Genomic DNA, 14,138 nt, shown 5'->3' with positions numbered 1-14,138 from the left:
GAACTTTCCAGCCAACAGTCTCAGGCGACTACACATGAACCAGAACAAGCCACACCATGCGGGCCGTCACTTTCTCCAGATACCGGGCCCTTCCAACGTACCGGACAGCGTACTGCGCGCCATGGCCCAGCCGGTAATCGATCATCGTGGCCCGGCATTTCCGGAACTGACCTATCGACTTCTGGAGAAGTTGAGCAGGGTATTTAATTGCACAGGGCCAGTCTTTATCTACCCCGCTTCCGGTACTGGTGGCTGGGAAAGCGCCCTGCTGAATTGCCTGTCGCCGGGCGATCGGGTACTGGGGGTAGAAACCGGACACTTTGCCACTCTGTGGAAAAACGTCGCAGAAAGACTTGGCCTGGAAGTGCAGTGGCTGGAAGGGGACTGGCGCCATGGGATCGATCCGCAGCGGATCGAAGAGGCCCTGCGCGAGGACAGCGGCCACAGAATACAGGCCGTGCTGGCCGTACATACTGAAACATCTACCGGCGTTACCAGTCGCATACCGAACATACGAGCGGCCATTGACAACGCGGGACATCCGGCGCTGTTCATGGTGGACGCGGTGTCCTCTCTGGCCTGCTCCGAATTCAATCACGACGCCTGGTCTGTGGATGTCACCGTCAGTGCATCCCAGAAGGGCCTGATGCTGCCTCCGGGTCTCAGCTTCAACGCGGTGAGTGAAAAAGCGCTGAGCCGGTCCCGCAACTCAACGTCTCATCACTCCTACTGGCGCTGGGATACCATGCTGGAAAACAATCAGCGGGGTTACTACCCTTATACGCCCGCCACCAATCTGTTGTACGGACTCGATGAGGCATTGAGCCTGCTTCATGCCGAGGGGATGGATAATGTGATCGCCCGTCACGCCCGTCTCGCCGAGGCTACCCGTCGGGCAGTATCGGCATGGGGGCTGGAAAATGTCTGCCTGGATGCACAGGAGTACTGCAATTCCACCACGGCGGTGCTGGTCCCCGATGGCCACGACGCGGATGTGTTGCGTAAGCTGATTCTTGAGCGCTTCGACATGTCACTGGGCACCGGCCTGGGCAAGCTGAAAGGAAAAATTTTCCGTATCGGGCATATTGGTGATTTCAACGAGCTCATGCTGGCCGGCACGCTGAGCGGTGTTGAAATGGGTTTGCAGCTGGCAGGAATTCCCAGCAATCGAGGCGGCATTGGCGCCGCCCTGGAATTCCTGGCGGCAGGCTGAGAGAGCAGTTTACAGTCCTGTTTTCAGTGACAGATAAAGAAAGAACAATAACAAGGTACTAAAAAAATGGATCCTTCTACCGCGGTCAACACCAGCGCCGCCATCTCCCTTCTTGGCTTCTCGGTCGTTATCTTCCTGCTGCTGTTCCTCATTGCAAAGTGGAAATGGCATGTATTTTTTGCGCTGTTGATTCCTATCCTGCTGTTCGGCGTGTTACCCGGGATACAGCAGAACAATTTTATCGACGCTTTCGAGAGCGGGTTCGGCAATACGCTGGGATCAATCGGCGTCGTGATCGTGCTGGGCTCGATCATCGCCGAAGCAATGAAGCACACCGGTGCGATTCAGGTGATAACGCGATCGATGGTAAACCTGGTGGGGCGATCCCGCATGCCGCTGGCGCTGACACTGACCGGGTTTATCATCGGTATCGCCATTTTTTCCGATGTGGCCTATGTGATTCTAAACCCGCTGGTGCATTCCGCAGCCAGGACCATGGGGGTCAGCATCGCGACCATGTCTACGGGCCTGGTAGGCGCTCTCCAACTGACCCATGCCATCGTTCCGCCCACGCCCGGTCCACTGGCTGCGGCAGCCATCGTCGGTGCCGATATCGGTACCACCATCATCTATGGAGGCATCGCCTGCCTGGCCGGCTCCCTGGCCAGTTGGGCCTGGGGCATGTACGTTGCCGGGCCACGGATCAAAACCATGGCCAGCGACGAGTTTGAGGGAATCTCCATGGAGAGTCTGCACGTCGAGGGCCCGTCCGACCTGCCCAGCACCCTCAACTCCTATACGCCCATTGTCATTCCCATTCTGTTGATTGGAACCCAGAGTGTGGTGTCCCTGGTCCTTGAGGAGGGGCATTTCATACGCACCCTCTTCCAATACCTGGGCTGGCCGGTGGTGGCACTTTCCATCGGGGTCTGGCTGGCCTACCGTAACATCCGCAGTGCGGATGATCGGGAAAAAGCCCGGGATCAATGGGTGGAGGCGGCACTTAAAACCTCGGCAATGATCCTGGTTGTGACCGGGCTCGGGGGTTCACTGAGCGCAATTCTGCGCGGCACGCCGGCTGTCGAGACTATCGCCTCGCTGTTCACCGATTACGGTCTGCCCACTATTCTGCTGCCTTTTGTTATTGGCATTATCGGCAACATGATTACCGGCTCCACGACCGTCGGGGTGATTACCGCGGCCTCGCTGGTGGCGCCAATGCTGGGCAGCCTGGGCCTGTCGCCGGAAGCCGCCATGCTGGCCGGCGCGAGCGGTTCTGTAATCATCAAGTACGTCAACAGCAGCTATTTCTGGGTGTGCACCTCGCTGTCCCGATTGCGGGTCCCCGATGCAGTCTTTACCTACGGCGGGGCAACCTTCGTGGGCGGCATCGCGACCTTTCTGACGGTCTGTCTGATGTGGACACTGGGGCTGGTGTAAGCAGCGGGATGTAAGAAGTACCTTAACATTGATCGGAATCAAGAGTAGGTCCGGTACCCGTGACAGTTTGCTGCGCAACCAACCCTAAAAGTTGTATTCTGAGCAAAGAAGTTGGGCCTTCCCGCCCAGTTGGCCAGCGATTATCAGGAAACACCAGAATTGATCTGGTGCGAGAGACGGTGAGAAAATCGCTATCCACTTATATATCACTAGGATTCGGTGAACCAGGCACTATGAAAATGTCACTCAGCAAACAAGTCAATCCGTTGCTTGCCGGCTCGCTAATCGCCGCCGTCATGCACCTGTTTCCGGTCACAGCCTCTGCCCAGGAAATCGCCATCACCCATTGTCAGGACTCCTGTCCACAGTACCGGTCGGCTATAACCGCCAACAACTCAAGAGTGGTGATCCATCACCTTTATGCCGCAGGCCTGAACAGCTACAGCCGCCGCTCCGACTGGGTTGCCTACCGGCTGACCCGGGATGCCGTGGGTATTGCCTCGCTGCTGCCGAGGGAATGGCATCCGGACCGGCTGGCCAATCTTTCCGAGATATCGCGGCTGGCGGATATGGAGGAACTGGAACCGGTGGATAACCTGCCCGATATCAGGAGTAGCGCCAGCCCTTACGGTGGCATTTCGACGCCTGTCAGCCGGGAACAGAACCGGGTCCGCCTGGTGCCTTTGACCAGCTTTGCCAGCACTCCGTACTGGTCAGAACTCAACAACACCAGCAATATGCTGCCAATGCCTGCACCGCTGCGCCTGGGGGCCTGGCTGCAGCTGGAGCAGGCGCTGAACTCCCTGACAGCCCAGGAAGAAGAGATCCATGTGATTGCCGGGCCTGTCTATTTTAACGGTACGGCCCCGGGCTCCGACCCCCTTGAGCCTGGCACCAATCTGGCGGGCTATTATAAGATCGTGGCTACCGATTCGGGCATCGCGAGCTTCGTCTTTCCCCATGACATGCGGCAATCGGAGTCATTCTGCCAGCAGCTGCAGAGTCTGGGCGACGTTGAACGGCTGACCAATCTCGAGCTGTTCCCGGGACACCAGAAGAATCAGTCCTGGCAGCTGGTCGCCGATCTGGGCTGCAGCCAGCCGGTCTCCCCTTAGAAACCCCCGGGCTCACCAAGATTCTGCTGCGGGGTCGGGGAATCTGAAAATTCCGGGAATGAGTTACCCCCGGCCAGACAGGGCATCAACGCGCCTGCGAAGTTTTCGGTACGAAAAGGGGGTTGATCAGAGCTTCCTTCAACACCTGCACTACGTGCACAGCCTGCCTGCCGGTACCGTGGCTGATCTGGCTGCGACAGCTGGTGCCATCCGCCACGATCAGGTCTGTTGCATCGGCGCTCTGCACGGCAGGAAAGAGTGATAACCCGCCCATCTGCATGGAGGCTTCGTAGTGCTCGGCCTCGTAACCGAATGAACCAGCCATACCGCAACAACTGGATTCTATGGTCTGAACCTCAAGGCCGGGAATCATCGCCAGTAATTTCTGTACTGGCGTCAGCACATTAAAAGCTTTCTGATGGCAATGTCCGTGCAGCAGGACACGGTTCGCTGCGATGGGTTTCAGGTCCAGCTGTAACCTTCCCGCCTCCTGCTCGGCGACCAGAAACTCTTCCAGCATGAACGCCTGCTCAGCCAGTCTGCGCGTATCCGCGCCGGGCAGAACAGCCAGGTACTCATCGCGCAGGGTAAGCAGGCAGGAAGGTTCCAGACCGACCACGGGCACACCTCGTTCCAGGAACGGTTGCAGGGCGGTGATTGTGCGCCGGGCTTCGTGCCGAGCCTGATCCAGCAGACCGCTGGAGAAAAAAGTGCGCCCGCAGCACAAGGGCCGGCTGGAGTCGGCTGCACCAGGGCTGTGGACCCGGTAGCCGGCGGCACGCAGGACATCCACTGCCGCGCGGGCATTCTCACTCTCGAAGCAACCATTGAAGGTATCGACCAGCAGCACCACTTCTTTCTCGCGGCCCGGCTGAGGGTCAGCCCGGGTTATTGCATGGTCTTTCGTTAATTCTTCTGCAGCCCGAAACTGATCCCTGCGCCAGCGTGGCAGAGTGCGTTTGCTGCTGAGCCCCAGCAGCCATTGTGAAACAGTGGCCAGCCCCGGCACCTGGTCACGCAGATTAAGCAGAACACTGAGATTGCCCAGGCGATACGCATAACGGGGCAGATAGGCGAACAGACGATCACGCAGCGCCAGCCCATGGCGCTGTCTGTATTGAGACAGAAACTCCATTTTCATGCGCGCCATATCTACACCGGTAGGGCACTCACGCTTACAACCTTTACAGCTGACACACAGATCCATGGCCTGATACATGGCTTCTGAGGTGAGAGCATCCTCGCCCAGCTGCCCGGTCAGGGCCAGCCGCAAGGTATTTGCCCGACCCCGGGTCAGGTGCTGTTCATCTCCAGTGATACGATATGAGGGACACATGACGCCTACGTTGGCCTTTCGGCAGGCGCCGTTGTTATTGCACATCTCGGCGGCACGATCGAAACCGCCCCAGTCTGACCAGTCCAGCTGCGCGTCAGTGGCTATCGGCCCATAGCCGGGCGGAAAGCGCATCAGGCGCCTGTCATCCATTTTTGGGGGGTTAACTATCTTACCGGGATTGAACAGATTGTCGGGATCGAAACAGCGCTTCACCTCCGCGAAATTCTCCACCATGCGACGACCGAACATGGATTCATGAAACTCGGATCTGGATATTCCGTCTCCGTGCTCGCCGGAATGAGAGCCTTTGTATTCGCGGACCATCTCGAGAGTTTCCTCAGCGATAGCGCGCATTTTCTTCGCCCCGCCTTCTTCTTTCATATTCAGGACAGGCCTGACGTGCAGGGTTCCTACCGAGGCATGCGCATAGAACGTGCCGGTTGTCCCGTGCTTATGAAAGATATCCGTAAGCCGCCGGGTGTATTCGGCCAGGTCTTCCAGTCGCACGGCGCAATCCTCAATGAACGATACCGGCTTTCCGTCACCCTTCATGGACATCATGATATTAAGGCCGGATTTCCGCACTTCCCAGACAGCATTCTGGAAAGCCGGTTCGGTCGCGCGGACCACGGCATCCGGGAAACCAAGATCAGCCATCAGTTCCACCAGACCATTCAGCCTGCGCAGCTGTTCATCCAGGTCATCACCGGCAAACTCCACCAGCAGCAAGGCATCCGGCTCGCCGTTGACGAAGCGGCTGACGGTAGGAGCAAACAATGGAATGTCCCGCGCCAGTTCGATCATAGTGCGATCCACCAGCTCCACCGCATCCGGATTCAGCCCTACTATATGCCGTGTGCTGTCCATGGCCTGGTAGAAGGTGGGAAAATGACAGATCCCTAACACCTTGTGGGTGGGAATCGGTTGCAGGTTCAGATGAATGCGTTGAAAAAAGCCCAGCGTGCCCTCGGAACCGACCAGCAATCTGGCCATATTAGGGGCATCCCGGGTCAACTCGTCGATGTTATAGCCGCCAACCCGGCGCAGCAGGTCTGGAAACCTGGCCCGTATCTCGTCAGCCTCCCGCGTGCCCAGAGCCAGTAAATCCGCTACCAGCTTCTGATAAACGGGACTTTCGTCGCCAGCGCTTCGGGCGTTCTGAAAATGGGCCCTGGTGCCGTCCGCCAGCAGAGCTTCAATGGAGCGGACGTTATGGACCATGTTGCCATAGCGAATGGAGCGGGCTCCGCAGCTGTTGTTACCAGTCATGCCCCCCAGGGTGGCCCGATTGGCGGTCGACACGTCAACCGGGTACCAGAGGCCATGGGGTTTCAGATAACGGTTGAGGGTATCGAGTACGGTGCCCGGCTGGACGCAGACCGTGCGTGACTCAGGGTCGAAATCCAGAATCCGGTTGAGATGCCGGGTGGTGTCCAGCATCAGCGCCTCGCCGATAGCCTGGCCATTCTGAGAGGTACCCCCGCCCCTGGGCAGGACAGGCAATCCCTCGTCCGCCGCCATCTGCACGGCGATCTCGACATCCTGCTCGTCGGCCGGGATAACCACGCCGAGAGGCAGCAACTGATAAATGGAGGCATCCGTGCTGTAACGACCGCGGCTGAAATCATCAAACAACACCTTGCCACGCAGCGCTTTAGCAAGCCGCCGGGCGAAATCACTGTGCTGGTAATTTTCAGCCATCTACCCGCTCTTTCCTGCTGAGAAACAAAAACACCTTATAACACAATGTCGGGCGCTTCACGCAAACCGGGGGTATCCGGAATGATCGGGTAGTTTGATCGGGCGCATTGAAATGTGTTTACTGCTCCATTACTCTGCCGGTAGTTCCACAGAATCTGGAGGAGTCTATGAAGACCTTCGTGCGCCGCATCCCGGCTCATAACGCCCCTGTTCGCGCAGCGATACGCCCGGCAGATCTGCCCGGGCCCCTCTTTAAGGGCCTCTTCAGAGTTCTCTCCAGCAGTGTTTCCAAGACAGACCCCCGGCGTCTCATAAACGGTCTTTTTAAGGATTTCTCCAGCGGGCGCGCCAGGCACCGGACGGTTTCGATGCCCGTGTACGCGGCGGTCTTGCTGGTCTCCAGGCTCGTACTGGCGCAGGATGCCGGCTTACTGTCCTGGCAGGACAATCTTTCTCCACTCGCGGACGCCGACTGGAATTATGACCGCGCGGCGCACCTGCTGGAACGGGCCGGCTTCGGGGGCACCCCGGAGCAGGTCCAGGCCCTGGCCGCCCTGCCGGTATCAGAAGCGGTGCGCAGCCTGGTTTATTTCGATGCGGCCGCCAATCCTCACCTGCAGGCCTTTGACCACTCCGGCATCCACGACCCGGGCCTGGAGCCCTTCCCGCCCAGCCGCCCGGCTACTACTGCGCTGGCCAGGGAGCACGGCGAGGCGCTTGGCATTAAAGTAAAGCCGGCCGGCAACCGCCCCCTGCAGCCGATCGTTAATAAGTTTTTTTACTGGCTGCGGGCCAGCACCCTGGAAACTGACCGGGTTGCCTACTGGTGGGCAGACCGAATGGTAACCACCAATACACCGCTGCAGGAAAAGATGGCCCTGTTCTGGCACGGCCATTACGCTGTCAATGAGGGCAAGGTGCGTGATTACCGCAAGCTGCTGAAAGAGCTGGAACTGTTTCATGCCCAGGGCACCGGGAGTTTTCGTGACCTGATGATAGCGGTGGCCCAGGACCCCGCCATGCTTGCCTTTCTTGACGCCGGCGTGAATGTCAAAGGCGCTCCCAATGAGAACTTCGCGCGCGAAATCATGGAACTGTTTACCATGGGCGTCGGTAATTACACTGAAGTCGATATCCGGGAGGGAGCAAGGGCTTTCACCGGCTGGAACTTCACCGACCTGGATTTTGTCATTAACGCCGATCAGCATGACGATGGCAGCAAGAACTTTCTTGGTCGACAGGGCAACTTCGACGGTGTTGATATCATAGACATCATCATGGAGCAGCCGGTCACTGCGGAATACCTTGCCGGCAAGATCTATCGGTTCTTTGTGCGCGAAGACCTTAGCCCGGAACTGCGGCGACAATTGGGTACAGTGCTGAGGGATGCGGACTACGGAATCGCGGCCCTGCTGGAAACGATCTTTATGTCCCGGGATTTTTACAGCGCCGCCTCCGTGGGCACGCACATAAAGAGTCCCGTAGAACTGGCCGTCTCCACTTACAGAAAACTTGGCCTCGAGGGCGTGCCAGGAGTCCCTGATTTTAACCAGGCAACTGGCGCCCTGGGCCAGAGCCTGTTCAGACCACCTACCGTAGCCGGCTGGGCCGGAGGCCGCAGCTGGATCACACCCGGTCTGCTTCTGGAGCGCGGCAATTTTGCCAGGGACGTCTTGTTCCCTGACATTAATTTCATTCCGGCCGACCGCCGCAACCCAAGCCGCGAGATACAGAGTGTAGCCCAGCGGATCCGCCAGGGGCTGGATATCACCTCCGCGACTCAGCCCGCCAGCATCGGCGAGGGCCAGATCATGGCTGAGTCAAACAGGCTGGCCGACCGCGATGAAGACTTCAACACCCGCTACGGCAGCTTCCGTGGCTGGCAGATGGCGATCGAGCGGGTCAAACCCATTCCTCGCCACACCGCCCGGCTGAACCTTAGCCGGATGGTGATCCAGCAGGAACTCCAGACTACCGCCGATGTCGTCGACTATTTGATCAGTCGGTTCATGCGTGTATCGCCGGGGCCGGAAGCGCGCCGCTTGCTGATTGGCTTTCTCGATCGGGAACTTGGCACGTCCGCTATTGCAGAAGCGGAAACCTACATGGAGGATGCCCTGCGAATGGCATTGCATATTCTCATGAGCCAGCCGGAATACCAGTTGGGCTAACCCAGTCATTGCATAACTTGTTGAGGTCAGGAGCTTTCAGAGTGGCAATGCCAGTGTCGTACGGAGAATTTTATGGGTTGAGCGCAGCCACGCTGCGTGATATCGAGAAAAATTGAGTACGGCGCTGGAAAGGCTGCTATGGAAACAGCGCAGCGGTCCCGGGCCAACAATTTATGCAATGATTGGGTAAACAAAGGGAGAGAGGTATGACAAGTCGAAACCTGCTTAATCAGGCAATCAAACGGCGTGACCTGCTCAAGAAAGGCCTGGCCGGGCTCAGTGTAGCCGGCCTGAGTGGCAACATTCTGGCGCCCTCAGTCCTGGGCAGGGCGGCGGAGGCTGCAGCGGCCGCACCTCGTAATGATAGAATTCTGGTGATCCTGGAGTTGTCGGGTGGCAACGATGGGCTGAATACCGTGGTGCCTTACGGTGACGATGCCTATTACCGCCAGCGGCCGAACATTGGCCTGGCAAAACAGAACCTGCGGCTTCTCGACGATCATTTCGGCCTGAATCCGGGCATGGCCGGCTTCGAACGCCTCTATAAAGAAGGAGACCTGGCGATCATCCACGGCTGTGGTTATGACAACCCCTCTTATTCCCACTTCACCTCAATGGCATACTGGCACACAGCGGCCCCGAACAGCGGCGAGGAATACGGCTGGGTAGGACGACTGGCTGACTCCATGGCACCGGACGCACCCCCCAACTACCTGGTCAATGTGGCCGCAAGACAATCCCTGGCTGTCCGCAGTGAACACCACGTACCCGTCGTCTTCGATCAACCGGAAAGTTTCATGCGGGATGCTTTTTTCGAAGAACAAGACACGCTCGCCATGGTTCGCGACAGCGGCAATATCGACAACCCGTCACGACGATTCCTGCTGGACATCGCACGCAGCGCCAATGATGCTTCGGCCCTGGTACGCCAGGCGTGGTCAAACTACCGCTCTCCGGTGGACTACGGTATCAACGGGCTGGACCTGCCGAAAGTGGTCTCGCTGATTGATGCAGGCATGCCTACCAGGCTTTACTACGTGTCCTATCGCAACAACGCCTTTGATACGCACGTCTTTCAGAACGCCCTGCATCAGCGATTGCTCACTTACACTTCGGATGCCATTGCCGCCTTCATCCAGGACCTGGAGCGTATCGGCCGGGCCGACGATGTCACGCTGATGGTTTTTTCCGAGTTCGGCCGCCGAGTGCCCGAGAATGTCAGCCTGGGCACCGACCACGGCGCTGCCAACAACATGTTTGTGGTCGGCAAACCGGTGAAAGGCGGTCACTATGGCGAATTACCGAGCCTCACCGCGCTGACCGAGGGCGACAATCTCGCACACACCACCGATTTCCGTCGCGTCTATCAGACCATGATAGAAGGCTGGCTTGGTCATCAGGCGCCAGAAGATTTCTTAAATGGTAGCTTTGAATCTTTTGATCTTTTTGGTTGAAGTGCAATCTTTATGTCGACCATTAAACACATTCTGGTACCCACCGATGGCTCAGAGGGGGCCCTCAAAGCGGCCTCGTTCGCCGGTGACCTGGCGCGTTCACTGGACGCCCGTGTCAGTCTGTTGTTGGTGCAGAGCGACGATCTGCTCGTCGCCAGTGCCTGGGGAGCAAGCGGCTTTCCGGCGGGCCCTCCGCAGGGAACCATGTCGGTGGAGGAAGTCCGCAATATGCTCGAAAAAAGAGTTCGTGAGAAAGAGCTGCCCGATACGGTAAAAGCACTGGGCAAACTGAATGCGGCGCCAGAGCTGGCCACCACCTGGGGTCAGGCAGCGGAAGAGATCTCCCGTTTCGCTACCGAAAACTATGTCGACCTGGTTGTCATCGGCTCCCACGGCCGCTCAGGTATCAGGAAAGCGATACTGGGCAGTGTCAGCCACGCGGTCGCCAACCACGCACCGTGTCCGGTCACCATTGTGAGGTAACTTTGCGTTAACAGACTGTTAACCAGTCCAGCGGCTTCTGGACCGCCACAGTACCACCGCAAGGGCCAGGAAAGGCAGGGCCGTCAGCAGTCCGGCTACCAGGCCCGCGCCGCGCTCATCCAGTGTGCTCCAGACCAGCATCCCCACCGCGACCTGCCCCGTGTACAGGCTGGCCCAGGGATGCATCCATTGTTTCATCTGCCAGAACCCGGCAGTGCCGGCAGCATAGATCAGAAAATGAAGAGGCTCGGTGGCTTTGGCCGCCCAGCTCAACAGCAGTATGCCGAACCAGACTTCCTGTGCCTCCGCAACCGGCTTGGATAACATATCCCAGGGCACATAGATAAATGTCATGTAGGCACAGAACAGCATAAGCCCGTTCATCCACCATGGGCGCCTGGCAAGATTGTTACGCAACTTTTCAAACATGGTGTATTGAATCCTTCCCTTAAGCCAGCGGGATGGTCAGCAACCCCCGGGGCAACGGTCTGCAGAATGACACCAGCTTCCTCACTGCCATCGAGGCGGTCTGGCTGATTATCGGGCAGAGCTTCCAGACTGAAATCAGCGCGCCAGATGTCTGTCAAAAAACAGGGCCATCTCTTCAAACACCTCCTGCGCCTCGGGAATGTCACGCAGGTAGTAGGCATGGGCCTGGGCTTCATAGACGTGCAGATCCGCAATCACTCCCGCGCGCCTCAGTTTGCGATGAACGCGAACGGTATCGCTCAACAGCAGGTCACGTGTTCCGGTAGTCAGTATGGTGGGCGGAAAACCACTCATGTCTCCATAAACTGGCGACAGCATCGGGTCACTCAGGTCGTGTCCGCCGGCATAAACCTCGGCCATCGCCTGGCATCGCCCTTCCGTTCCGAACAACACGTTATCGACCAGGCGGTTGGTAGAGAAAGAGTCGCTGCTTTTCGTCAAATCGGACATCGGCGTACCGGGGCCTATGGCGGCTGGCAATGGCAGTCCCTCCGCCTTCAGACGAAGCACAGTCGAAAGTGTCAGAGCACCACCGGCGGAGGCACCAAAGATGCCCATCCTGTCAGGATCGGCCATTTCCAACAGGCCCTGCCAGGCCGCCACAGCGTCGTCCAGCGCCGCCGGGTACAGGTAGGTGGGTGGTCGACGGTAATCGATTGAGAGTACTCTGAACCTGCCATAGCCGGCCATCCTGATACCTTCAGCCATCGCGGCCTCACCGCCAAACATCATGTAGCAGCCCCCATGAATATGCATGAGCAGTCTGTCACGGTTGGCCTCGGGCATGTCTTCGGGCGTCAGCATAAAGGCGTTTACACCATTTACGACCATCGGTTCTGCTGTGACCCGGAAGCGTTCGAGGAGAGCCTGGGCGCCACTGGGCGCCTCGTCCATTCGAGCTGCAATTGGCAGCCACGCTTCACGGGTGCGTGGTGGGGAATCCCATCCGTCGGGAGCAGGGGCCGAAAGAAGCTGTTGCATTTGCGGACTCACCGTACTCGGTACCGGCAGAGTACGCGACGGAATTTCCCGCGGCTCGGGTGCCTGGCCCGCAACAGTGGGCAGCGCTAACGTGACAATGAACAATCCGATAAGCCGCCATGCCCTCGTATAAATCGTTACGGGCTTGACTGAGGGTAGTAAACGGCCATTACTCTTCATTTTTATACCCCTTTTCCTGGTTTCCCAGTGATTGTGACTCTAACTGCTTTCAAACAGCCTGTTAATTTACTTCTATGGCTGTCACTTTTCTACTTTTCTATTGTTCTTTTCTGATGTGCTTTTTTATTGTGCTTATTTAATACTGACTTCCTTATCGCCTACTGCTTTGCCGCTTAGGTCATCAGCCCTTCACAACTTTTCCGGGACTGATTTATTTGTCGGCCACTCTCTCATTGACTCGGGGGAAAATGCTGCAGACAAAAAAAAACGGCGCCCGCAAAGCGGACGCCGTCTCATTCAACTAATGACTGGCCGGATTAGCCGGGTATGACATTAGTCGCGCAAGGGCCTTTCTGGCCTTGCCCAACTTCAAACTCTACAGCCTGACCATCGTTCAGTGTTGCGTATCCGCCATCACTTTTGATTTCAGAAAAATGTACAAAGAGATCCTTGCCACCGTCTTCGGGTGTAATAAAACCAAAACCTTTGTCCGCGTTAAACCATTTAACTGTGCCTTTACTCATATGACCTTCTATATAACTAATGGTGAAAAAGTTGAAATTCCTCAGTCTCGGCTTCACCAATCCGAGCTGGGAATACGTGAATCCACACGACTCACGCATTATCTTTGCACTCACAACACTATGATCTAACTCATACCGACGTGCATACCGGTTCAAAACATGTGCAAGACCAGCGAAATGCTCGAGACTCCCACTTGCATTCACCCCGGTTCGGGCCTTCAGCGGTGCAGGTTCCCAAGTAACAACAATGGCGGAAACAACAATGATCCAGCAATCTGCAAAGGATAACTGGGGTCTATTTTAGGCTAATTAGTTGTTAATTGCAGGTATAAATTGGTAGACACGGGTCAAAATCCGCGAAATAGACTGCAGACTCACTTGAATTTGACCCGAATTGGTCCCCGGATCCATGAATCAGCCAGAATTCGCAGCTTTCAATCTGTTCGCCCACCCCAGTCAATGGTTTCTGCGCTGACCCCCTGTCTGAATTTTTTGACACCTCGGGGAATCACCGTAGAAGACCCCCGTTGCGAGGGCGACCCGCCGCCCGGGGTGATGCTGCGTCAATTCTGCAGCCGCTCGGTGAGAAACAAGAAAAATGCCATTGAGCCTAACCCGGCCTCTGCTGGCGTCAAGCTCACCTGATGATGAATGGGCGGACTCATCTGAAGGTCGGCGCATTGCAGTAATTAATCAGAGGCTCCTTAACTTTAAACGAGGGTCGCAGTTGTTCAGGGAACTGGTGTCTCTCGCGTACCGGTAAACTTTGCCTCCGCCTGATCCAGACAGGACTCTCCGGAACGATCGGTTGCGTAAACCAGTCGCCGGTGATGGGATTGAGCGTGGCCTCACCGGTGCGGGTATTGGGCACGTGACCGACAGAAGCCCAGTTACCGTTTTCGGTAGCGGGTTCAGGGAACCTCTGATTAATTAAGGAATCGCTCTGGCTTTCAGGCGAGGTCACTGACGAGGCGCCTAGCCGCCGGCATGCGTCGGCCAGACAAGTGATCAGCGGTTTTGAAATCTATTCTTGCCAGTTGTTCCTGTTAAC

The 14,138-nt window shown here is 57.2% G+C and carries 10 protein-coding genes; 6 read left to right on the top strand and 4 right to left on the bottom strand.

Features of this window, described 5'->3' with window-relative positions:
- Positions 1 to 34 precede the first annotated feature (34 nt).
- The 3 genes from R3F50_07735 to R3F50_07725 all read left to right on the top strand — a co-directional run bounded on the left by R3F50_07735 (position 35) and on the right by R3F50_07725 (position 3,768).
- Positions 35 to 1,213, top strand: coding sequence for an aminotransferase class V-fold PLP-dependent enzyme (locus R3F50_07735; protein ID MEZ5490196.1), 1,179 nt, complete (start codon positions 35 to 37; stop codon positions 1,211 to 1,213).
- A gap of 66 nt (positions 1,214 to 1,279) precedes the next feature.
- Entirely contained in the window at positions 1,280 to 2,653 is a 1,374-nt protein-coding gene (locus tag R3F50_07730; protein MEZ5490195.1) for a GntP family permease, read from the top strand.
- A 239-nt stretch (positions 2,654 to 2,892) separates the two neighbouring features.
- Complete coding sequence (locus R3F50_07725) at positions 2,893 to 3,768, top strand: DNA/RNA non-specific endonuclease (protein MEZ5490194.1); 876 nt, start codon at positions 2,893 to 2,895, stop codon at positions 3,766 to 3,768.
- Between the two features lie 85 nt (positions 3,769 to 3,853).
- On the opposite strand, the gene R3F50_07720 is transcribed toward R3F50_07725, so the two are convergent.
- Complete coding sequence (locus R3F50_07720) at positions 3,854 to 6,805, bottom strand: FAD-linked oxidase C-terminal domain-containing protein (GenBank protein ID MEZ5490193.1); 2,952 nt, start codon at positions 6,803 to 6,805, stop codon at positions 3,854 to 3,856.
- A 167-nt stretch (positions 6,806 to 6,972) separates the two neighbouring features.
- Here R3F50_07720 and R3F50_07715 point away from each other — a divergent pair, with 167 nt between their 5' ends.
- The 3 genes from R3F50_07715 (at position 6,973) to R3F50_07705 (ending at position 10,913) form a co-directional block, all read left to right on the top strand.
- Complete coding sequence (locus tag R3F50_07715; GenBank protein ID MEZ5490192.1) at positions 6,973 to 8,976, top strand: DUF1800 domain-containing protein; 2,004 nt, start codon at positions 6,973 to 6,975, stop codon at positions 8,974 to 8,976.
- Positions 8,977 to 9,182: 206 nt separating this feature from the next.
- Entirely contained in the window at positions 9,183 to 10,430 is a 1,248-nt protein-coding gene (locus R3F50_07710) for a DUF1501 domain-containing protein (GenBank protein ID MEZ5490191.1), read from the top strand.
- A gap of 12 nt (positions 10,431 to 10,442) precedes the next feature.
- The gene (locus R3F50_07705; protein MEZ5490190.1) at positions 10,443 to 10,913 is read left to right on the top strand and encodes a universal stress protein; all 471 of its coding nucleotides are present in this window, start codon (positions 10,443 to 10,445) and stop codon (positions 10,911 to 10,913) included.
- A gap of 18 nt (positions 10,914 to 10,931) precedes the next feature.
- On the opposite strand, the gene R3F50_07700 is transcribed toward R3F50_07705, so the two are convergent.
- The 3 genes from R3F50_07700 to R3F50_07690 form a co-directional block, all read right to left on the bottom strand.
- Positions 10,932 to 11,342: a hypothetical protein gene (locus R3F50_07700; GenBank protein MEZ5490189.1), complete on the bottom strand. Its 411-nt coding sequence runs from the start codon at positions 11,340 to 11,342 to the stop codon at positions 10,932 to 10,934.
- 135 nt (positions 11,343 to 11,477) lie between these two features.
- The gene (locus R3F50_07695) at positions 11,478 to 12,563 is read right to left on the bottom strand and encodes an alpha/beta hydrolase (protein MEZ5490188.1); all 1,086 of its coding nucleotides are present in this window, start codon (positions 12,561 to 12,563) and stop codon (positions 11,478 to 11,480) included.
- A 317-nt stretch (positions 12,564 to 12,880) separates the two neighbouring features.
- Positions 12,881 to 13,087, bottom strand: coding sequence for a cold-shock protein (locus R3F50_07690; protein MEZ5490187.1), 207 nt, complete (start codon positions 13,085 to 13,087; stop codon positions 12,881 to 12,883).
- Between the last annotated feature and the right edge of the window lie 1,051 nt (positions 13,088 to 14,138).

Source organism: Gammaproteobacteria bacterium (genome assembly GCA_041395725.1).
Taxonomy (GTDB): Bacteria; Pseudomonadota; Gammaproteobacteria; order Pseudomonadales; family Pseudohongiellaceae; genus NORP240.
Note: the sequence above shows the minus strand (reverse complement) of the source record. Positions and strands in the feature narration are given on the sequence as shown.

Bases quoted from the DNA above. Each gene is read 5' to 3' on its own strand.
- R3F50_07735 (MEZ5490196.1), top strand. From the start codon at position 35: ATGAACCAGAACAAGCCACACCATGCGGGCCGTCACTTTCTCCAGATA.
- R3F50_07730 (MEZ5490195.1), top strand. From the start codon at position 1,280: ATGGATCCTTCTACCGCGGTCAACACCAGCGCCGCCATCTCCCTTCTT.
- R3F50_07725 (MEZ5490194.1), top strand. From the start codon at position 2,893: ATGTCACTCAGCAAACAAGTCAATCCGTTGCTTGCCGGCTCGCTAATC.
- R3F50_07720 (MEZ5490193.1), bottom strand. From the start codon at position 6,805: ATGGCTGAAAATTACCAGCACAGTGATTTCGCCCGGCGGCTTGCTAAA.
- R3F50_07715 (MEZ5490192.1), top strand. From the start codon at position 6,973: ATGAAGACCTTCGTGCGCCGCATCCCGGCTCATAACGCCCCTGTTCGC.
- R3F50_07710 (MEZ5490191.1), top strand. From the start codon at position 9,183: ATGACAAGTCGAAACCTGCTTAATCAGGCAATCAAACGGCGTGACCTG.
- R3F50_07705 (MEZ5490190.1), top strand. From the start codon at position 10,443: ATGTCGACCATTAAACACATTCTGGTACCCACCGATGGCTCAGAGGGG.
- R3F50_07700 (MEZ5490189.1), bottom strand. From the start codon at position 11,342: ATGTTTGAAAAGTTGCGTAACAATCTTGCCAGGCGCCCATGGTGGATG.
- R3F50_07695 (MEZ5490188.1), bottom strand. From the start codon at position 12,563: ATGAAGAGTAATGGCCGTTTACTACCCTCAGTCAAGCCCGTAACGATT.
- R3F50_07690 (MEZ5490187.1), bottom strand. From the start codon at position 13,087: ATGAGTAAAGGCACAGTTAAATGGTTTAACGCGGACAAAGGTTTTGGT.